At 63.2% G+C, this 20,895-nt stretch carries 20 protein-coding genes; 15 read left to right on the plus strand and 5 right to left on the minus strand.

What is annotated here, in order from left to right; translation table 11 throughout:
• Positions 1-35 precede the first annotated feature (35 nt).
• A complete protein-coding gene (locus O0880_RS08310) occupies positions 36-1,028 on the plus strand; it encodes a helix-turn-helix domain-containing protein (RefSeq protein ID WP_289885968.1) in 993 nt (330 codons plus the stop codon).
• Here the strand turns inward: O0880_RS08310 and O0880_RS08315 are convergent.
• From O0880_RS08315 to O0880_RS08325, 3 genes are all read right to left on the minus strand, one after another.
• Entirely contained in the window at positions 1,025-1,891 is an 867-nt protein-coding gene (locus O0880_RS08315) for a tetratricopeptide repeat protein (RefSeq protein WP_289885969.1), read from the minus strand. The two genes, O0880_RS08310 and O0880_RS08315, sit on opposite strands and share 4 nt — an antisense overlap.
• A gap of 99 nt (positions 1,892-1,990) precedes the next feature.
• Positions 1,991-2,635 (minus strand): response regulator, encoded by a 645-nt coding sequence (locus tag O0880_RS08320; RefSeq protein ID WP_289885970.1) that lies wholly within the window; start codon positions 2,633-2,635, stop codon positions 1,991-1,993.
• Complete coding sequence (locus O0880_RS08325; protein WP_289885971.1) at positions 2,628-4,715, minus strand: sensor histidine kinase; 2,088 nt, start codon at positions 4,713-4,715, stop codon at positions 2,628-2,630. Before O0880_RS08325 ends, O0880_RS08320 begins: the two co-directional genes overlap by 8 nt.
• 193 nt (positions 4,716-4,908) lie before the next feature.
• On the opposite strand from O0880_RS08325, the gene O0880_RS08330 reads away from it, so the two are divergent.
• Positions 4,909-6,009: a GGDEF domain-containing protein gene (locus O0880_RS08330; RefSeq protein ID WP_289885972.1), complete on the plus strand. Its 1,101-nt coding sequence runs from the start codon at positions 4,909-4,911 to the stop codon at positions 6,007-6,009.
• A gap of 74 nt (positions 6,010-6,083) precedes the next feature.
• Positions 6,084-7,736, plus strand: a complete 1,653-nt coding sequence (locus tag O0880_RS08335; RefSeq protein WP_289885973.1) for a methyl-accepting chemotaxis protein — start codon at positions 6,084-6,086, stop codon at positions 7,734-7,736.
• A gap of 26 nt (positions 7,737-7,762) precedes the next feature.
• Here the strand turns inward: O0880_RS08335 and O0880_RS08340 are convergent, their stop codons facing one another.
• Positions 7,763-8,110, minus strand: a complete 348-nt coding sequence (locus O0880_RS08340; RefSeq protein WP_156894739.1) for a hypothetical protein — start codon at positions 8,108-8,110, stop codon at positions 7,763-7,765.
• 148 nt (positions 8,111-8,258) lie between these two features.
• Positions 8,259-8,759 carry an Lrp/AsnC ligand binding domain-containing protein gene (locus O0880_RS08345; protein WP_071322999.1) on the minus strand — a complete coding sequence of 167 codons (501 nt, stop codon included), beginning with the start codon at positions 8,757-8,759 and terminating at the stop codon, positions 8,259-8,261.
• Between the two features lie 105 nt (positions 8,760-8,864).
• On the opposite strand from O0880_RS08345, the gene O0880_RS08350 reads away from it, so the two are divergent.
• The 12 genes from O0880_RS08350 (at position 8,865) to O0880_RS08405 (ending at position 20,696) form a co-directional block, all read left to right on the plus strand.
• Positions 8,865-10,154 (plus strand): D-amino acid dehydrogenase, encoded by a 1,290-nt coding sequence (locus tag O0880_RS08350; RefSeq protein WP_071323000.1) that lies wholly within the window; start codon positions 8,865-8,867, stop codon positions 10,152-10,154.
• 13 nt (positions 10,155-10,167) lie between these two features.
• Positions 10,168-11,286: an alanine racemase gene (alr, locus tag O0880_RS08355; RefSeq protein ID WP_232251193.1), complete on the plus strand. Its 1,119-nt coding sequence runs from the start codon at positions 10,168-10,170 to the stop codon at positions 11,284-11,286.
• An 88-nt stretch (positions 11,287-11,374) separates the two neighbouring features.
• The gene (locus O0880_RS08360; protein ID WP_071323002.1) at positions 11,375-11,932 is read left to right on the plus strand and encodes an NAD(P)H-dependent oxidoreductase; all 558 of its coding nucleotides are present in this window, start codon (positions 11,375-11,377) and stop codon (positions 11,930-11,932) included.
• 219 nt (positions 11,933-12,151) lie between these two features.
• Entirely contained in the window at positions 12,152-13,702 is a 1,551-nt protein-coding gene (locus O0880_RS08365; protein WP_289885974.1) for a sensor domain-containing diguanylate cyclase, read from the plus strand.
• 153 nt (positions 13,703-13,855) lie between these two features.
• Positions 13,856-15,289, plus strand: coding sequence for a cytochrome ubiquinol oxidase subunit I (locus O0880_RS08370; protein ID WP_289885975.1), 1,434 nt, complete (start codon positions 13,856-13,858; stop codon positions 15,287-15,289).
• Entirely contained in the window at positions 15,279-16,286 is a 1,008-nt protein-coding gene (gene cydB, locus O0880_RS08375) for a cytochrome d ubiquinol oxidase subunit II (RefSeq protein ID WP_289885976.1), read from the plus strand. The genes O0880_RS08370 and cydB overlap by 11 nt, the downstream gene beginning before the upstream one ends.
• Positions 16,286-16,429 (plus strand): DUF2474 domain-containing protein, encoded by a 144-nt coding sequence (locus tag O0880_RS08380; RefSeq protein WP_289885977.1) that lies wholly within the window; start codon positions 16,286-16,288, stop codon positions 16,427-16,429. Before cydB ends, O0880_RS08380 begins: the two co-directional genes overlap by 1 nt.
• A complete protein-coding gene (locus O0880_RS08385; RefSeq protein ID WP_289885978.1) occupies positions 16,429-16,974 on the plus strand; it encodes a hypothetical protein in 546 nt (181 codons plus the stop codon). Before O0880_RS08380 ends, O0880_RS08385 begins: the two co-directional genes overlap by 1 nt.
• A 33-nt stretch (positions 16,975-17,007) precedes the next feature.
• Entirely contained in the window at positions 17,008-17,445 is a 438-nt protein-coding gene (locus tag O0880_RS08390; protein ID WP_071323005.1) for a hypothetical protein, read from the plus strand.
• A 113-nt stretch (positions 17,446-17,558) separates the two neighbouring features.
• Complete coding sequence (locus O0880_RS08395) at positions 17,559-17,951, plus strand: hypothetical protein (RefSeq protein ID WP_289885979.1); 393 nt, start codon at positions 17,559-17,561, stop codon at positions 17,949-17,951.
• A 1-nt stretch (position 17,952) separates the two neighbouring features.
• Positions 17,953-19,311 (plus strand): TolC family protein, encoded by a 1,359-nt coding sequence (locus tag O0880_RS08400; protein ID WP_289885980.1) that lies wholly within the window; start codon positions 17,953-17,955, stop codon positions 19,309-19,311.
• Positions 19,312-19,313: 2 nt separating this feature from the next.
• Positions 19,314-20,696 (plus strand): copper oxidase, encoded by a 1,383-nt coding sequence (locus O0880_RS08405; RefSeq protein ID WP_289887325.1) that lies wholly within the window; start codon positions 19,314-19,316, stop codon positions 20,694-20,696.
• Positions 20,697-20,895 lie beyond the last annotated feature (199 nt).

Below are 20,895 nucleotides of genomic sequence, written 5' to 3' on the forward strand. Positions count from 1 at the left end.
GTGGCCCGAAGGCCTATCTGCGATAAAATCGGGCCATGTCTATTTCCATCTCCCATTGCGCCCCCTTGACGGTGGCCGTGATTGCCTTCGACGGCATGACGCCTTTCCACCTGTCCGTGCCTTGCCTCGTGTTTGGCGCCCAGACGGACGAGATCGACCTGCCGCGCTTCCACGTGCGCGTCTGCGCCGCCGACCCCGCGCCCCTGCGCACGGCGGCTGGCTTTGCCATCACGCCCGAGTTCGGCCTGGAAGGCCTGGACGGCGCCGATATCGTCATCATGCCGGCCTGGCACGACGATTGCCGGGAGGCGCCAGCCAGCTTGCTTGACGCGCTGCGGGCAGCCAGCGGGCGCGGCGCGCGCATGGTGGGCCTGTGCCTGGGCGCGTTTCCCCTGGCGCAGGCCGGCTTGTTGGATGGCAAGAGCGCCGCCACGCACTGGGGCATGGCCGATCAACTGGCGGCGCGCTACCCGGCAGTGCGGGTCGCGCGCGACATGCTGTACGTGGACGATGGCGGGATGCTGACGTCGGCCGGCGTGGCGGCCGGCCTCGATTGCTGTCTGCACCTGCTGCGCCAGCTGGCGGGCGCCGAGGTGGCCAACCGGGTGGCGCGCCGGCTGCTGGTGGCGCCGCACCGCCAGGGCGGCCAGGCCCAGTTCATCGAGCGCCCGCTGCCCGTGTCCGGCAGCGAGGGGCGCTTTGCCGACGTGCTGGCCTGCGTGACGGCCAATCTGTCCATGGTCCACAGCATCGATGCGCTGGCCGAGCGGGCCGCCATGAGCCGGCGCAACTTCACGCGCCACTTCCGCCAGGCGACGGGCACGTCTTTTAAGCAATGGCTGCTGAACCAGCGCCTTGCGCATGCGCAAGGCATGCTCGAGAAAAGCGCGGCGTCGATCGATGTGGTGGCGCAGCAAGCGGGCTTCGGCACGGCCCTGTCGCTGCGCCAGCATTTCCGCGCGCACTTGCAGACGTCGCCGTCGGCCTACCGCAAGCTGTTCCGCGAGAAACTGGCGCTACCCGCTTAGGCGTCGCGGGTGGCCGATAGCCTTGCCGTGTCGCGGCTGCCGTCGGGCAGCTTCGCGCTGACGGCGATCTGCCGCGCGATGAAGGCGGCCGTGTCGAAACCGTGACGCTCGCGGAACGACACGGTTTCGGCGCTCATGAGTTCCGCATACGTCTGCATCAGGGTCGAGGCGGCAATCACCTTGCCTTGGGCCAGGTAGTCGTCGATGGCCCCCAGCAGCACGGGGTAATCCGCATTGTCCTTGCTGCCGCCGAACTGAAGCGACAGCTGCCCGCATGCGCGCCAGATGGGGTCGGCCGCGCCGGAGGCGGGAGCGGGCTGCGCGCGCAGCCACTGCAAGGCTTTCAGCGGCCTGGCGCCGAAGCAGGGCGGCGAGATGATGGCCTGGATGGCCACCTTGCGCGCCTCCTCGCTTCTGCCTGCGCGCACGTATAGTCCATGCAGCAGCGCCAGCGCGTCCGTGTATTCGGGCAGGATGGCCAGCGCCGCTTCCAGCAAGCCGATGGCGGCGGCCGGCTCGCGCTGCGCGACGTGCTGCTTTGCCGCCAGGAAGGCGGCGCGCGGCGAGGCGGGGTCGTCGGCTAGCGCAGGCATTTCCACGACGCCGTCCTCTTCCGACGCGGCGTAGGCGCGCAGGAAAGCGGCAAGGCTGGAAAAGTTCGGCTGCAGGCGCCATTCGTCGTGCCACGTATCAACTACGATGGGTTCGCTCGCTTCGCGTCCGATGGGCCAGTACAGGCCGAAAGTGTCGCCGTTGCCCAGCGCGCCTTCGAAGAAAGGGCTGAAGCCGAGCGGCGGGTAGGGCGTGTCGTGCCGCCAGTCGTGGTCAGTGGAAATGTGCGTGAGGTGTGCGGGTAATTGCATGGAGGTAGCGGAGGATAAAACGCCAGTGTAGAGCAAGAGGGCGTCGTGGGGCGCCCTGCATCGGCGCTTGCCGCTGCAGGCGGGCCTGGCGCGCCTTGCTCAGCGCCCGCTCGATGGGCTGGTCAGCGAGCGCAGGGTATTGATGGTGGTCACCAGGTCGGAGAAGGAATCGGCGTGCATCTTGCGCATGACGCTGGCGCGGTGCAATTTGATCGTGTGTTCCACCGTGCCCAGTTCGGCCGCGATCTGTTTGTTCAGCCGGCCGGATACGACGAGATCCATGACTTGATGTTCGCGTTTCGTCAGGCTGCCCAGGCGCAGTTCTATCGAACGCAGCAGGGCCTGGTCCGCGATCAGCCTGCGGTTCAGCGCCAGCGCCAGTTGCACGGTCTCGAGCAGGCAGTGGGCATCGACGGGCTTGGTCAGGAAATCAAACGCGCCCAGTTTCATGGCCTTGACGCTGCTGGCCACGTCGCCATTGCCCGTCAAAAATATGACCGGCAGCAACGACTTGTTGCGCAGCAGGTGCTCCTGCAGCAGGGAGCCGGACATGGCGGGCATGGACAGGTCGAGCACGAGGCAACCCGCTTGCTGCAGGTCGGCCGTGGCCAGGAAATCCTCTGCGGAAGAAAATGTCTGGACAGAATAACTACTGCTGGAAAAGATCCTTTCCAGCGCACGCAGGATGGACAGGTCGTCATCGACGAGGAAAACGCGGGGGGCGGCGGCGCTGGATTTACTCATCGGTGGGCAGGGTAAATTCGATGATGGAGCCGAAGGGGTAGGAGGAGCGGGCCCAGATTTCGCCATAGTGGGCCACGATGATTTTCTTGCAAATATTCAGGCCCAGTCCCATGCCGCCTTCCTTGGTGGTAAAGAACGCATCGAATATCCTGTCGTGTTGATCGGGAGGCAATCCCACGCCCGTATCGCTGATGGTAAATAGCGCGTATTTCCCCAGATAGGCGCGTACCGACAGGTACACGCATTTGCGCTCGTCGGGCAAGTCCTTGACCGCTTCGATCGCATTGGCCAGCAGGTTGATCATCACTTGCTGGATCTGTACCAGGTCGCCGCTCACATGCAGCGCATGGTCGCCATATTCCGTCAGGCGGATATTCTTGAGCGTCAAGTCGTGCTGGAGAAATAACCGGGCGCTGGCCAGCACGTCATTGACGCGGATGCGGTCGGTACTTCGTTTGCCGGGATAAAGCAGCTTCCTGATTTTCGCGATGACCGTGGCGGCCAGCTTGGCCTGGTCGATGATGTCGCGCGTGATGGCCAGTTGTGCCGATTCATTGAAATGCCGGTTGCGTATCATGAATTCGGCAGCCTGGGCATTGCTGAGGATGGAGGTGAGCGGCTGGCTTAATTCGTGGGCGATCGCCCCGCTCAACTCGCCTGCCAGGGTGACGCGCGACAGATGCAGCAGCTTGAGTTCATTGTCTTGCAGCGCGATCGTCGATTCCAGTTCGCGCGACCTGGCTTTTTCCATCGCCAGCCGCATGATTTTCATGGAATGGGCAATGGAGAAACTCAGGGCCACCACGGAAAAAATCGTGCTTTCCGCCAGATAGAAATTATTTTCAATCAGATGCTGAACGGTGATGAAATTGTCCAGACTAAGCAGTTTCAAGGAAAGGGATGTTCCAAGTGGAAAGAACGCGATAAATAAAAAAATGGCATTCATATTTTTTTTCCAGCATAGGCGAATGGTCAATAGCAGAAGAATCAATATGTTGCATAGCACGAGAGTGGCATTGGCGGCATAGGCAATGGCATAGCCAAGAAGAAATGACAGGGGCGATATCAGTAACAGCAGCGTAATGATGACATTGTAGGTTTCGATGAGAATATTGGGCGGCTGGTCCGGTATTTTCAGATAGGTTCTGGCAAAAATGAAAAAAAAGAACATGCACAAAGAAAAAAAGAAGGGCAGCAGTGCATTATTGAAATCGGCATTGATGGAATGAAGGATTCCGGTGCTGGCGCCATAATAGATGAAAGTGGTAAGGCTCAGCAGGAGAAGAAATGCCGCATAGGTGATATGAATATTTTCTTTGGTTGAAATAAAAAGAAAGATACTGTAAATGCAGAATGCCAGCAGGCAGCCAAAATACATGCCTGTTAATAACTGCTCCCTGGACTTTGCGAGGGAAAAGGCGTCGCTGCTGCGCACGGCAAGGGCCAGCGGTTCCTGAAAGCCGTCAAAGCTGGCCAGCCTGGCATACACGGCCAGTTGTTGTCCGGCAGCCATGGCCAGCGGCAATGCCAAGGTCAGCGATTGTTGATAGCGGAAATTGAAGTCGCGCCGGTCGCCACTATGGACGCTCGTCAGGAGGCGGCCATCGCTCCTGTCAAGCACATGCCAGTCAACAAAATCCTGCAAGGGCGTGCCCAGGTCGACCGTCACTTGCGCCGGCTGCGGGCCGGAATTGTCGAGATTGAACCTGATCCACCAGCAGGCGCTGGTGAAGCCGAAATTGGGTGACCGATCCGCCACGGCGATCCAGTGCTGGCTAGACCTTGCCGCCTCGAGGTGCAGTGCACAGCCGCTGTCTTCCAGCGCCTGATAGCGCTGGACCACGCCCAGGCTCGCCGCTTGCCCGGCATCCATCGCAGCCCCTTCCTGCGGCCCGGCATGTGCCGCAAACCCAACGATACCGATAAGTGTTGAAAAGATGATGTAGGTAATGAAGAGGCAGTAATTTCGCTTGAAAATAATTTTCTCATATTCCCCAAAAAGCAACATTGTAATTATTCCCATGAATGAAGCGATTGAGTTGAAATTGCCGAGCGCGATGCTACGGGTTTCGGGTGCCACTATCAATAGAACCAAAGTGTAGTACCGCTTGTTTAAGGATAAATGTACCGTGTTCAGGTTGGCTTTCCAAGAAGAAATATTTTAAATATGTGGCAAATAAGAAAATATTAATGAATTTTAATTTATCAAAAACACACTCTTGCTTGAATGGGAAGTGGATTTTTGCCGATAGCGGCCAGGTGGGGGAGCAGCGATGCATGCATTACACAGGAAAATGGCGGAGATATGCAGGGTGGTGGTCCATGCCGGGGTACATGAGATCTCGCAGCAGCGATATTTTCATCGGGAATTAAAGGCGCCGAGCCTGGCGTTGCAGGGCATGGCCTTTGTGGGCGTGCTGGCGTCATATTTTTTGGCAAGGAAATTGTTTTATGTGGTGGGGTGCGAGTATTTAATCTGTATTGCCGGTGTCTTTCTTGGAATTGTCATCAGCTACAAGGCATGCAATTTACGCTATTTGAATATTGGCGGCCTGGTGACCACGATTTTTTCATGTGTCGGCTTTCGCCTGCTGCTGTCGGCGAGCGGCATAGGCGAATACTGGCTGTTTCCGCTGGGAGTCCTGATGACGGTTTCCATTTCGGCCATCGCCAGCGATCCGTTGACCTACCTGGTCCTGATACTGGTGGTGTGGCTGTTATTGGGGCTGGGAGGTTTCGAGCAGGCGCTGCTGGCCAGTGGTGACTGGTCGGCGATGTATGTGGTGGCGGCCGTGCTGATCGGCCTGCTCTTCAGCGGTTATTTTTTCCGCCTGCGCTATTCGAATCATGTCGCCACGGCACGCCTGGAAGACATGGCTTACCGCGATTATCTGACCGGCATACCCAACCGCCGCTGTTTTCTCGACGCGCTGCATGCGGCGGCCAACGATGGCAAGCCATCGCCTGGTTACCTGCTGATGGCCGATGTCGATGATTTTAAAAAAATCAATGATGAATTGGGACACGATGCCGGCGATGTCGTCCTGCGCGAACTGGGGCGGATTATTGCCGCGTCGGCAGCCGGCTGTCCGCACGGGCGCATCGGCGGCGAGGAATTTGCCATGCTGATCGATGCCGACCTGGCCTGCGTGGCGTTCATGGCGGATCAGTTGCTGGACGCGGTACGGCACTCAACGGTGGTCAGGCGGGGCGTGACGATCAGCGTCGGCATTGCGCGCGTGCAGGGAAAGGCGGTGGCGGAGAGCTTGCGCCAGGCCGATGAGGCGCTCTACGGCGCGAAACTGTCCGGCAAGGATTGCGTGGTCTTTTTTTCCAATGCGCCCGGCAGGATTGACGCCAGCCTGGATACATGAACGCAAAAGAATGTGCCGACAGGTGCGCGGGGCGCCGCAGCCAGCTTGCTTAGCTTCATTACGGGGAGAATGAGATGAATATCAAGACGATCAAGGGTAAATTGGCCATGGCGTTCGCCGCACTGGCGCTGATGGTATTAGTCGTTTCCGGCATTTCCATCAAATCGCTGCACGATGCGAATGCGCGTTTCGATACCTATCTGTCCGAAACGAATACCCGCCTGGTACTGGTGAATAAATTCATCGACGCCGTGAATAACCGGGCCATTGCCGCGCGTAATTTGCTGTTGTTTACAAAGGCGGAGGCGCTTGCATTGGAAGCCGAACGGGCAAAGCAGGCGCATGCTGACGTAGGCTCGTATTTGCGCCAGTTGCAGCGCAGCTTTGCGCAGGCGGGTGGCCGCGGCGATGCCGGCCTGGAGCTGTTCAAGGAAATGGAGCGCATCGAGGCCATTTACGGCCCTGTTGCGCTCGATATCGTTGCCATGGCTTCGGCCGGCCAGAATGCGGCCGCCATTCAAAAGCTCAATGATGAATGCCAGCCTTTGCTGCTGGGGCTGGGCAAGGCGACAAATGCCTATTCTCAATATGCCCAGGCGCGGGCGGGCGAGCAGGTGGCGGCTGGCACGGCCGCCTTTCTCGCGCAGCGCGCGCTGCTCGTGGGCGTTTGCATGGCCGCCTTTTGCGCCGCCGCCGCCGCCGGGATCTGGATTGCGCGTACGCTGTTTCGTGCGCTGGGCAGTGAGCCTGCGTTGCTCGGTGCAGCCGCGACAAAAGTCGCCAGCGGCGACTTGAGCCGGGTGCGCGGCCTGGCATCGCCGCCGCCGGACAGTGTCATGGATTCCTTGCTGACAATGCAGGGGGCACTGGCGCAGATGGTGGGACAGGTGCGCGAGGCGTCGCAGGCGATTTCCACGGGATCGGCGGAAATCGCCACGGCAAATACCAGCCTGAGCCTGCGTACCGAAGAGCAGGCATCCAGCCTGGAGCAGACGGCGGCCTCGATGGAGGAATTGACTGGCGCGGTCAGCAACACAGCCAGCGTGGCCAGGAAGGCCAGCGAGCTGGCCACGTCCGCCTCGCAGGTCGCCTGCCGGGGCGCCGACGTCGTCTCCCGCGTCGTCGAGACCATGACGGCAATTAATGCCGGCTCTCAACGAATTGCCGATATTCTCGGCACCATCGACGGCATTGCCTTCCAGACCAATATCCTGGCCTTGAATGCGGCGGTCGAGGCGGCGCGCGCGGGGGAAGAAGGACGGGGCTTTGCCGTGGTGGCCAGTGAAGTGCGCAACCTGGCGCAGCGCAGCGCGGTGGCCGCCAAGGAAATCAAGGTGCTGATCGACGCCTCCGTGGCCAGCGTGGCCTCGGGCAGCCGCCTGGTGCAGGATGCGGGCGTGACCATGGGGGAAATCGTCGACAGCGTCGGCCATGTGGTGGCCATGATAGGCGAAATCAGTACTGCGGCCCGGGAGCAGAGTGAAGGGATCGGGCAGGTCAACGTGGTGGTGAGCCAGCTCGACCGCATGACGCAGGAAAACGCGGCGATGGTGGAGCAAACGGCGGCCGCGGCCGAGCAACTGAAGGAGCAGGCCACCCAGATGGCGGCGCTGGTCGGCACGTTCAGGCTCGGGGACGAGCGCGATGGGGCGGGCAGTGCGGGCCCGGCGCTGGCCAGGAATCCTGGCGCGCGCAGGGTTGCCCTGGGCGCAGTGGGCGCGTCATAGGCGGGCTGAGCCGCTCGCCGAACCGCTTACTTGCGCGGCTCGTGGATGCGGTACTTGCTGACCACGCCCGCCTGGTCGAACACGACGGCTACTTCGCGCGTGCCTTTCTGGCCCAGCAGGGGCAGCAGGCGCGCCACGCTCGGTGTCTGCAGCTGGTTCTTGTAGACCCACACTTCATAGCCAGGATCGAAGCTGACGACGGTGGCGTTGCCCAGGGCCGCGTCGAGGTCGAGGCGGGTGGTCTTGCCGACGGTAATGCTTTGATAGATGGCGCCGTTGGCTGGCGCGCGGTTGACTTTGTATTCACTGGCGGTGCACATGGCCACGGCCAGGCCCGCGAGGCAGGAAAATGCCAGTTTCATCAATGTGTTCATAAGGACTCCCGGTGTGCATCACTGCTTCCAATCTCAGAGGGGACGGGCGTGATGTCATGACAGGAGTGTGCTTGCGAAGCGGCTAATGTGCTACCAGATTATACAAAGTCGCAAAATTCGATGCTGTCGGTACCGGTAACCGGTACCTTTACCGGTTCTGCAGCACCTCGGTCGAGAGGGCCAGGGTTTCCTTGATTTCTTCCATCACCACATAGCTTTTCGACTGGGCGGCACCGGGCAGCTGCAGCAGCATGTCGCCGAGCAACTTGCGGTACTCGGCCATTTCATGGATGCGCGCCTTGATCAGGTAATCGAAGTCGCCCGACACCAGGTGGCATTCCTGCACTTCGGGAATTTGCAACACTTCGCGGCGAAATTGCTCGAAGGCGGACGCCGATTTCTGATTCAGCGTAATCTCCACAAAGACGAGCAGCTTGGCGCCCAGCGCGGCCGGGTTCACCTTGGCGTGATAGCCGGTGATGACGCCGTCGCGCTCCATGCGCTTGACCCGCTCGATGCAGGGTGTGATGGACAGGCCCACCTGTTCGCCGAGGTCTTTCATCGAGATACGGCCATCCTGCTGCAGGATGCGCAGGATATGGCGGTCCAGCTTATCCAGTCCGCGTGCCGATTCTTTAAGTATTCTCATGATTTATTGCTGAAATTCTCGATTTATACGTGAACAAATACTGGGTCATTCCCAATATGATAGCGGTAAATCTGGCACTAGCCTAAAAAATATAATGAGGAAACTATGCGTATCGTGATTCTGGGTAGCGGCGTCATCGGCGTCACCAGTGCTTACTATCTGGCCAAGGCAGGACATGAGGTCACCGTCATCGACCGCCAGCCGGGCCCGGCACTGGAAACCAGCTTCGCCAACGCGGGGCAAATCTCGCCCGGCTACGCGTCGCCCTGGGCCGCGCCCGGCATTCCGCTGAAGGCCGTGAAGTGGATGATGCAGCGCCACGCGCCGCTGGCCATCTCGCTCGACGGCAGCGCCGCCCAGCTGAAATGGATGTGGCAGATGTTGCGTAATTGCACACCGGAAGCGTATGCCGTCAACAAGGAACGCATGGTGCGCCTGGCCGAATACAGCCGCGATTGCTTCAAGGTGCTGCGCGCCGAAGCCGGCATCACATATGAAGGCCGTCAGCAAGGCACGATGCAATTGTTCCGCACTGAAAAGCAATACAACGACGCGGCCAAGGATATCGAAGTGCTCAAGGATGCGGGCGTGCCGTATGAAGTGCTGCAGCGCGATGAACTGTCGCGCGCCGAGCCGGCCCTGGAAGCCGTGAAAGGCAAGCTGTTCGGCGGCCTGCGCCTGCCCAACGATGAAACGGGCGATTGCCAGCTGTTTACCACGCGCCTGTCCGAGATGGCCGTGGCGCTGGGCGTGAAGTTCCGCTATGGCGTGGCGATCGATGCGTTGCTGACGCAGGGCGATGAAATTGTCGGCGTGCAATGTGGCGCGGAAATCGTCAAGGCCGATTCCTACGTGGTGGCGCTCGGTTCCTACTCGACGGGCTTCATGAAGCCGCTGCTGGACATCCCCGTGTATCCGCTGAAGGGCTATTCGATCACCGTGCCTATCGTCAACGCGGCCAAGGCGCCCGTGTCGACCATCCTCGATGAAACCTACAAGATCGCCGTGACCCGTTTCGACGACCGCATCCGCGTCGGCGGCATGGCGGAAATCGCCGGCTACAACCTGGGCTTGAACCCGCGCCGCCGCGAAACGCTGGAAATGGTCGTCAACGACCTGTTTCCAGGCGGCGGCAACACGGCCGAGGCCACGTTCTGGACGGGCTTGCGCCCGATGACGCCGGATGGCACGCCCATCGTCGGCCGCACGCCGCTGCGCAACCTGTTCCTGAACACGGGCCACGGCACACTGGGCTGGACCATGTCCTGCGGTTCGGCGCAATTGCTGGCCGACCTGATGTCGTCGAAAAAGCCGGCCATTCTGGCCGACGACCTGTCCGTCAGCCGCTACAGCGGCGCGCAGGGCAATGGCAAACTGCAACACGCGGTGGCCTGAGATGGCGGCCAGCATGCCCCCGAAGGAACGTAGCGGCGCTATATTGACGGTGGACCTCGATGCCGTGCGCGCCAACTACCGCTTGCTGCGCGACAAGGCCCACCCGGCAGCCTGCTCGGCCGTCGTGAAGTCCGACGCGTACGGCCTGGGTGCCGCGCAAGTGGGCGCGGCCCTGTATGAAGAGGGTTGCCGCCACTTTTTCGTGGCCCACCTGGAAGAGGGCATCAGCCTGCGTCCGCACGTGGCGCCCGACGCCGACATCTTCGTGCTGCACGGCCCGCCTGTCGGCACGGAAGGCGAGTTCACGGCCCATGGCTTGACGCCCGTCCTCAACAGCGAACCGCAGGTGGCCGGCTGGCGTGCCCACGCAAAAGCGCTGGGTACCACCCTGAACGCCATCGTGCAGGTCGACAGCGGCATGTCGCGCATGGGCCTGTCCCCGCAGGAAATCGACGGCTGGCTGGCCGATGAACACTTTCTTGACGGCATCAAGGTGCGCTACATCATGAGCCACCTCGCTTGCGCCGACGAGCGCAGTAACCCGATGAATGGCGAGCAGCTGGCGCGCTTCATCGCCATCCGCGCCCGTTTGCCGCAATACCGCGCCAGCCTGGCCAATTCCTCGGGCATCTTTTTGTCGCCCGATTTTCATTTTGACCTCGTGCGGCCCGGTGCCGCGCTGTACGGCATCGCCCCGCACCCGGATGCGCCGAACCCGCTGCGGCCCGTGGTGCGCCTGCAAGGCAAGGTCATGCAGACGCGCACGATCGCCGCCGGCGACCACGTGGGCTACAGCCGCCGCTACACGGCCAGCGAGCCGCGCCAGGTGGCCACCGTGTCCGTCGGCTACGCCGATGGCTGGCTGCGCAGCATGAGCAACCAGGGCCTGGCCATCGTCGACGGGGTGAAAGTGCCGCAGATCGGCGCCATCTCGATGGATTCCATCACCCTGGACGTCAGCGCCATCGCCCGGGAGCGCGTCGCGCCGGGCAGCCTGGTCGACCTGATCTGCGCCGAACACCCGGTCGACGCCGTGGCGGCCATGGCCAATACCATCGGCTATGAAGTGCTGACCAACCTGGGCGGGCGTTATTACCGCGAATACCGGGGCCTGGCCCAGAGCGCACGCTAGGCAGCGCGAAACCGATGATTGTGTGGCAAGATAGCCCCGGTGTGAGCTTCACTCCGGGGCTTTTCTTTAACCATCAGCGGGGATTTCTATGAGTCAATATAACGTTGCGATCATCGTCGGCAGCCTGCGCAAGGATTCCTTCAACCGCAAGCTGGCCGACGCCATCATCAAGTTGGCGCCGCCCGAGTTTTCTTTCAAGCATATCGAGATTGGCGACTTGCCGCTGTATGACCAGGACGACGACGGCGCGCAGGCCGAGCAGGTGCTGCGCCTGAAAACGGAAATTTCCGACGCGCAAGCCTTGCTCTTCCTTACTCCCGAATACAACCGTTCGATTCCCGGCGTGCTGAAAAACGCCCTCGACCATGGCTCGCGTCCGTATGGCCAGAGCGTGTGGGGCGGCAAGCCGGGCGCCGTGCTCGGCGTCTCCGTGGGCGCCACGGGCACGGCCCTGGCGCAGCAGCATTTGCGCAATGTGCTGGCCTACCTCGACGTGCCGCTGCTGGGCCAGCCCGAGATGTTTATCCAGGCCAAGGACGGCCTGTTCGACGAGCATGGCGGCATCGGTCCCGCCAGCCTGGGCTTCTTCCAGGGCTGGATGCAGCGCTATGTGGACTGGGTCCGCAAGCACGCGATCCACGCCTGAGGCGGCGTGCTGGAAGGCGCGGGCTCGATGCCTGGCCTTTGACGCAGATCAAGGCGGCAGCGCCTGTCGTTGCCGCCTGTACACATTCCCCGCTGATTGATGCCAAGATTTCAATGTTGGCACGGCTGTCTCGGTATAATGCGCCCTTTCTTTAGCGCAACACCACCCGTACACTACCTACTTCCCGCTGACGCCATGTGGACTAAACCTGTTCTGCGCATGAACTTGCGCCGCCTGATCGTGCTCGTGGCCTTTGCCAGCGCCCTGGTTGCGCTGGCCAATACGTTTTACGCCAGCTACCGCGTGCAGCGCCAGTTGCTGATCGACACCACGCTGGAAGCGAACCATGCGTATGCGAGCAAGCTGGCCAGCACGGCCGAGGATTTCCTGCAGTCGGCGCGCCAGCAGCTGGCCTACAGCGCCGGCGGCCTGCCGTCGCGCATGGCCGACGACGCCTGGCTGACGGCCGAGGCGCAGCGGCTGCGCCTGCAAACGAACAGCTTCAATTCCGTGCTCATCGTCGACGCCCATGGCAAGGTGCTGGGCGTGTCGCCGGAAACGCTGGCCCTCAAGCACCGCCAGCTCGACTCGGCGGGCGCCGTGCAGGCGCTGCGCGAACGCCGGCCCCTCGTCACGCAGCCGTACGTGTCCTCGGCAGGCAACCTGGTCGTGTTCGTCTCGCATCCCATCGTCGGCAAGGACGGGCGCTACCTCGGCTATGTGGGCGGCAGCATCTACCTGAAACAGAAAAACATCCTGTACACCATGCTGGGCCAGCACTACTACCGCGACGGTTCCTACCTGTACGTGGTGGACCAGAAGCGGCGCCTGCTGTACCACCCGGATCCCGAACGTCTGGGCGACCTGGCGGGCCGCAATGAAGTGATCGACGCCATCATCGCGCAGCAGGGCGGCGGCAACCGGCGCATGGACAACAGCCTGGGCGTGGACATGCTGGCCGGCTACGCCGTCATGCCGTCGACGGGCTGGGGCATCGTCGCGCAGCGCCCGACGGCCATGACCCTGGCGCCGCTGAACCAGCTGATGCTCAACACGCTGTGGCATTCGCTGCCGATCGCCTTGCTGAGCCTGCCATTCATCTGGTGGCTGGCCAGCCTGATTTCGCGGCCGCTGGTGCAGCTGGCCGACGGCGCGCGGCGCATGGATGCAGCGGGTACGGCCGAGCACATCGCGGCCATCCGCTCCTGGTATGTGGAGGCGGCGCAGATCAAGAAAGCCTTGCTGAAGGGCTTGGCCTTGTTGCAGAACAAGATCGGCAAGCTGAAGTCCGACGTGCAGACGGACCCGCTGACGGGCCTGTCCAACCGGCGCGGCATGGCGGCGGCGCTGGACGCCTGGCAGGCGCAGGCGCGGCCGTTTTCCGTGATCGCCATCGATATCGACCATTTCAAGCAAGTCAACGACCGCTGGGGCCATGGCGTGGGCGACGACGTCATCCTGCGCCTGGCGCAGCTGATGCGCGCCTGTTCGCGCGATGCCGACGTGCTGTGCCGCAACGGCGGCGACGAATTCATCATGCTTTTGCCCGACGCCGACCTCGACGTGGCCATGCAGGTGGCCGAGCGCCTGCGCGCCAGGGTGGCCGACGCCGTCATTCCCGGCGCGGGAGCCGTGACGGTATCGCTGGGCGTCGTCTCGTCCGAGCAGGCGGCCGGCGATGCGGATGCCGTGCTGCGCGCCGCCGATGCGGCCCTGTATGTCGCCAAGGAAAACGGGCGCAATTGCGTGGGCATCACGGAGCCCGCCTGAGGCGCTTTCGCTTCGATCGGTTTGGCCTTGTCATGCGAGAAACGCCAAACTGATCCTATGTTTTCTCCCGATTCTGAGTCTGTTATGTTTTACCGCGAAAGCCTAGAGTGGAGGCCTGGGTAATACAAAGACGACAGACGTCGGGAAGGCATCATGTTAGGGCTTACTGCTTTGGAACTGGCGCGCGTCCAGTTCGGCTTCACCATCTCATTCCACATCATTTTTCCTGCCATTACCATCGGCCTGGCCAGTTACCTGACGGTGCTGGAAGCGGCGTGGCTGCGCACGCGCGACGGCGTGTACCGCGACCTGTACCATTTCTGGTCGAAGATTTTCGCCGTCAACTTTGGCATGGGCGTCGTCTCGGGCCTCGTCATGGCTTACCAGTTCGGCACCAACTGGAGTTTCTTTTCCGACTATGCGGGCAGCATCACGGGTCCGCTGCTGGCCTATGAAGTGCTGACGGCCTTCTTCCTGGAAGCGGGCTTCCTCGGCGTCATGCTGTTCGGCTGGCACCGCGTCGGCCCCGGCCTGCACATGTTCGCCACGGCCATGGTGGCGCTGGGCACCCTGATCTCGGCCACGTGGATCATCGCTTCGAACAGCTGGATGCAGACGCCGCAGGGCCATGCCATCATCGACGGGCGCGTCGTGCCCGTCGACTGGCTGGCCGTCATCTTCAACCCTTCGTTCCCGTACCGGCTGCTGCACATGAGCATGGCCGCCTTCCTCGCCACGGCGCTGCTGGTGGTGGCGTCGGCCGCCTGGCATTTGCTGCGTGGCAATGACAACGCGGCCATCCGCAAGATGATGACGATGGGCCTGGCTATGCTGCTCGTCGTCGCGCCGCTGCAGGCCGTCATCGGCGACTTGCACGGCTTGAATACGCTCGCGCACCAGCCGGCCAAGATTGCCGCCATGGAAGGCCACTGGGAGAATACGGGCGAGGCGGGCACGCCGCTGATCCTGTTCGGCTGGCCCGACATGGCGCGCGAGGAAACCCTGTACAAGGTGGAAATCCCCCGCCTGGGCGGCCTGATCCTGGCGCATGACTGGCATGGCACGATCCCCGCGCTGAAGGAATTCGCGCCGCGCGACCGGCCCAATTCGCCCGTCGTGTTCTGGTCCTTCCGCATCATGGCGGGGCTGGGCATGCTGATGATCGCCCTGGCCGCGTGGGGCGCGTGGCTGCGCCGGCGCGGCGCGCTGTGGCGTTCGCGCGCCTTCCTGCGCTGCGCCCTGTGCATGGGGCCGAGCGGGCTGGTGGCCATGCTGGCCGGCTGGTACACGACGGAGATCGGCCGCCAGCCGTGGACCGTCTACGGTTTGCTGCGCACCGAGGACGCCGTCTCCGCGCATGGCGCCATTCAGCTGGGCATCACCCTGGTCTTGTTTGTTGTCATCTATTTCGCCGTGTTTGGCGCCGGCATCGGCTATCTGCTGCGCCTGATCAAGGTGGGGCCGCAGCCGCACGAAGGCGAACGCGTCGAGCACGGCGGGCCGGGCCGGGAACGCACGCCTGCGCGACCCATGTCGGCCGCGCATCTTGAAGAGCAGGCACAAGGAGGAAATTCTCATGGGCATTGATCTGCCACTGCTGTGGGCCATCATTATCCTGTTCAGCATTATGATGTATGTCGTGATGGACGGCTTTGACCTGGGCATCGGCATCCTGTATCCGTTTTTCCCGGAGAAGAGCGACCGCGACGTGATGATGAATACGGTGGCGCCCGTCTGGGACGGCAATGAAACCTGGCTGGTGCTGGGCGGCGCCGGCATGCTGGCGGCCTTTCCGCTCGCCTATTCCGTGGTGTTGAGCGCCTGCTATTTGCCGCTCAGCTTCATGCTGATGGGCCTGATCTTCCGCGGCGTGGCGTTTGAATTCCGCTTCAAGGCGCGCGAGCACGAGCGCCATTTCTGGGACAAGGCCTTCATCGCCGGCTCGGTGGCGGCCGCCTTCTTCCAGGGCGTCACCCTGGGCGCCTACATCCAGGGCATGCCGGTGGCGGGCCGCAGCTATGCGGGCGGCGCGCTGGACTGGCTGACGCCGTTTTCCCTGTTCACGGGCGCCGGCCTCGTGGTGGCGTATGCCTTGCTGGGCAGTACCTGGCTGATCATGAAGACGCAGGGCAGCCTGCAAGACCACGCCTATCGCGTCACGCGCGTGCTCGCGTGGCTGCTGCTGGCCGTCATCGCCGTCATCAGCGCCTGGACGCCGCTGGTCGACCCGGCCATCGCCGCGCGCTGGTTTGCGCTGCCGCAACTGTTCTGCTTCCTGCCCGTGCCGCTGCTGGTGCTGGGCGCGGGCTGGTTGCTGCAGCGCGCCGTGCGGCGTCGGCGGCAGGCGGCACCATTCCTGGCCACGCTGGCGCTGGTGTTTCTCGGCTACAGCGGTCTGGGCATCAGCGTGTGGCCGCACATCATCCCGCCGTCCGTGACGATCTGGCAAGCCTCGTCGCCGCCGCAAAGCCAGGGCTTTACGCTGGTGGGCGCGCTGTTCATCCTGCCCGTGATCCTGATGTATACAGTGTGGTCATATTATGTGTTTCGTGGCAAAGTCCGGCCGGAAGATGGATATCATTGATGAAACAATTTAAACAAGGACAACAAGCATGGTGGAAACGACTGGCCTGGATGGCCGGCATCTGGCTGGCCAGCGTGGCGACGCTGGGCCTGGCCGCCTGGGCGATGCGCCTGCTGATGCGGGCGGCGGGGATGGGCAGCTGATGGCGGACGGCCCGGCATCCGGCATTCGCTGCCAGGTCGGTGGCCGGTTGCACCCGCTGGCCTTCCTCGACTGCCGCGAACTCAACTATGGCCAGCACAGCGTGCTGCCGCTGCACCCGTTTCGCCTGAGCGTGCCGGAAACGGCGCTGGCGGGCCTGCTCGACGGGCCGTTCAACAGTTTCATCCAGACTTGCCGCGAAGACGACCTGCGGTACGAGGAAAGCGACTTGCCCCAGCTGATGCAGGCCGGCTATCCCGACATCACGGCCATGCTGGCGGGCCATCGGCCCCTGCTGGCCGAGATGCTGGACGACTTCATGATCGGCGACCTGATGGGGGCCATCGGGCGCGCCAGCGGCTACTGCCGGCCCCGCGCCCGCTACTGGGGCGACGTCGAGGCGGCCGATGGCCGCGCGTATTTCACCGTCAATCAAGTGGAGAAAATCCATTTTGCCGATGGCCAGGTCCTATTTGAAGGGCAGGGCTACTACGGCGTGTACCTGATCTGGCTGACGCACGGCAAACGAACTGAAATAGGGACTTGACCTTCCTCGTGTGGGAAGGTTTATAGTCATGCCATGAACCGTGCCTTTTTCCGCTTTCTCGCCCGCTCGCTGCTCTGGCTGCTGGCCGTCACGCTGCCCCTGCAGGGCTTTGCGTCGGCCATGCGCAGCTGCTGCGTGGACGAGCTTGCGGTGGCCGTCAGCGTCGCCGCCATGCAGGCGCCGGCGCAGGCGCAGGCTCCCGAGTGCCACGACATGGGCGATATGGCCGGCATGCACATGCAGGACCAGCCGATGAAAATGGCCATGGACGATGGCGGCGCCACGCACCATGGCCACGATTGCAGCAACCATGGCGCCTGCACGGCGGGTGCCACGGCTCCGCCCGGCATGCCGCCGCTGCAAGCCTTGACCCTGCGCGCGCCGCCCCCGGCGCTGGCGCCCGATTCCCTGTTCGCCGGGCACATACCGTCCGGTCCCGAACGTCCCCCGAGAAGCACGCACTCCGCCTGACCGCCCGTTGAACCTGGCGGCGCCGCCGTCGCACGTCCCTGCACGTCGCGGCGGCCGCCCCGGCGTTCCTCCGGCGCGCTTGCCGCGCCATACCCTGTCATTCTAGGAATATCATGAAACACCTGTTCAGCCTTGCGCTGGCCACCGGCGTTGCGCTTGCGGCGCTACCGCTGGCCGCCAGTGCCGCCAGCCCTGCCGCCGCAACGCCCGGCCCCGCCGCCCCGCAAGCGGCGCAAGCAGCCGTGCCGGCCACCACTTACCGCTCCGCCTTCGCCGGCTACCGTCCCGCCGCCGAAGACGAGGCCACGCCGGACCAGTCCTGGCGCGCCCTGAACCGGAAGGTTGGCGACGCCGGCGGCCACATGGGCATGATGAAGATGGACGGCCACAAGATGGACGGCCATGCCATGCCGGGCCACACGATGCCGATGGGGCACGCCATGCCCAAGCCCGATGCCAAGCCGGCCGACCAGCCGGCCCCGCAACACCACCATGAGGGGCATTGAGATGAGCCGTTTCAAGACATCGTATTGCCTGACGCCGCTGGCCCTGGCTGCCGCCCTGCTGCTCGGCGGCTGCGCCAGTTTCAGCCAGGATGGCGGCATGCAGGCCGTCGCCGCACTGGCCGATGCCCGCACGGGCGCTCCCGCCGCGCTGGCGGACAAGGGCGGCGAGGACAAGCTGGCGCAGCTGCTGGCCCAGCCGCTGGATGCCGACAGCGCCGTGCGCATCGCCCTGATGAACAACCATGGCATGAAAGCGGCACTGGCCCAGCTGGGCGCGTCCGAGGCCGACCTCGTGCAGGCGGGGCGCTTGCGCAACCCGGGACTGTCGTTCGGCCGCTCGCACGGCAGCCATGGCAATGAAATCGACCGCGGCGTCAGTTTCGACCTGGCCGGCTTGCTGACCATGCCCCTGCGCGTGAATATCGAGCGGGGCCGATTCGAGCAAGCCAAGCTGCAGGCGGCATCGTCTGCCGTGCAGCTGGCGGCGGACACGCGCCGCGCCTACTTCACCGCCGTCGCGGCCGTGCAGACGGAAGCGTTCATGCAGCGGGCGCTGGTGTCGGCCGAGGCGGGCGCGCAGCTGGCCACGCGCCTGCAGCAGGCGGGCAACTGGAGCCGCCTCGACCAGGCGCGCCAGCAAGTGTTTTACGCGGACGCCGTGGGCGACCTGGCGCGCGCGCGCCACCAGGCGACGGCGACGCGCGAGCACCTGACGCGTTTGCTGGGCCTGTGGGGCAAGCAGACCAGCTTCACCTTGCCGTCGCGCCTGCCCGACTTGCCGGCCACCCCGGCCGACGCCGGCAATATCGAGGCGCAGGCCATGGAGCAGCGCCTCGACGTGCAGATGAGCAAACTCGACGCGCACGCGACGGCCGACGCGCTGGGCCTGTCGAAGGTGACGGGCTTCATCAACGTGCTCGACGTGGGTTATACCAACAAGAGCAGCAGCGGAGCGCCGCGCGAGAATGGCTACGAGGTCTCGCTGGAACTGCCCCTGTTTGACTGGGGCACGGCGCGCAACGCCAGGGCGCAAGCCTTGTACGAGCAGTCGCTGCAGCGCACGGCGGGCACGGCCGTACGGGCCCGCTCGGAAGTGCGCGAGGCCTACTCCAGTTACCGCACGGCTTACGACCTGGCGCGCCACTACCGCGATGAAGTCGTGCCGCTGCGCAAGACGATCTCGCATGAAGTATTGCTGCGCTACAACGGCATGCTGGCCAGCGTGTTCGAGCTGCTGGCGGACGCCCGCGAGCAGGTGAGCAGCGTGAATGGCGCCATCGAGACCCAGCGCGATTTCTGGATCGCCCAAACGGCATTGCAATCGGCCATCAATGGCAGCGGCCCTGCCGACAAGGAATAATGATGATTACACGTAGAAACTTTTTCATGAATGCGGGCGCCGTCGCCCTGAGTGCGGCTGCCGTCAGCCGCGTCGGCGCGGCGTCGCTGCCGGAAGCCGTCAGCATGGCCGGTGCGGCAACGACAGCGCCGCCACCGCCGCCGAACGGCCGCCCCTTCCATCCCGTCGTCACGCTGAATGGCTGGTCCTTGCCCTGGCGCATGAACAACAACGTCAAGGAATTCCACCTCGTGGCCGAGCCCGTCGTGCGCGAACTGGCGCCCGGCATGCAGGCCAACCTGTGGGGCTACAACGGCCAGTCGCCGGGGCCCACCATCGAAGTGGTGGAGGGCGACCGGGTGCGCATTTTCGTCACCAACAAATTGCCGGAGCACACGAGCGTGCACTGGCATGGACAGCGCTTGCCGAACGGCATGGATGGCGTCACGGGGCTGACGCAGCCAGGTATTCCGCCTGGCAAGACCTTCGTCTATGAATTCGTTGCCAAGCGGCCCGGCACCTTCATGTACCACCCTCATGCCGATGAAATGACGCAGATGGCGATGGGCATGATGGGTTTCTGGGTGACGCACCCGAAAGACCCGAATTTCATGAAGGTGGACCGCGATTTCGTCTTCTTGCTCAGCAACTACGACATCGACCCCGGCAGCTACACGCCGAAGATCATGACTATGACGGATTTCAACCTGTTCACCTTCAACAGCCGCGTCTTCCCCGGCATCGACCCGATGGTGGTGCGCCAGGGCGACAAGGTGCGCGTGCGCGTGGGCAACCTCACCATGACGAACCACCCGATCCACATGCATGGCCATGAATTCGAGGTGACGGGCACGGATGGGGGCTGGACGCGCCCCGAATCGCGCTGGCCCGAAGTGACGACGGATATTGCCGTGGGTCAGATGCGCGCCGTGGAATTCACGGCCACGGACCTGGGCGACTGGGCTTTCCACTGCCACAAGTCGCACCACACGATGAATGCCATGGGGCATGACGTGCCGACCATGATCGGCGTCGACCACCAGGGCGTGGCGGCAAAGATCAACCAGCTGGTGCCCGGTTACATGGTGATGGGCGAGCGCGGCATGGCCGACATGGGCGAGATGCAGATGCCGATTCCCGACAACACCTTGCCGATGATGGCCGGCGACGGCCCGTTCGGCGCCATCGGCATGGGCGGCATGTTTACCACGGTAAAGGTGCGCAAGGACCAGAAGCCCGGCGATTACCGCGACCCTGGCTGGTACAAGCATCCGGCCGGCAGCGTGGCCCATGAATGGACGGGCGCCTTGCCGGAACCGGTGCGCGCCCAGGGGGCGGGCAAGCCGGCAGCCAGCCGTGGCGTCGAGATGACGGTACGCAAGCCGGGCGGGCACGCGGGACATTAATCCGCAGGAACGGCTTGCCTAGCATGGCAAGCCGTTTTGCATGTTGCTCTAAATCAAGGAATTGTCGTTTGGTGACAATCCGAGCATTTTTTCTGCCCTTTTTTCTTTATATTCAAGCTATTACGTTTCTTGTAAACGCTGATCGTCCCCGTTGTGCCGCCGTACCAGGCGGTGGCGCCGGGCAAGGTGAAAAGGGGAA

It is taken from the genome of Janthinobacterium sp. SUN118, assembly GCF_030397695.1.
Taxonomy (GTDB): Bacteria; Pseudomonadota; Gammaproteobacteria; order Burkholderiales; family Burkholderiaceae_D; genus Janthinobacterium.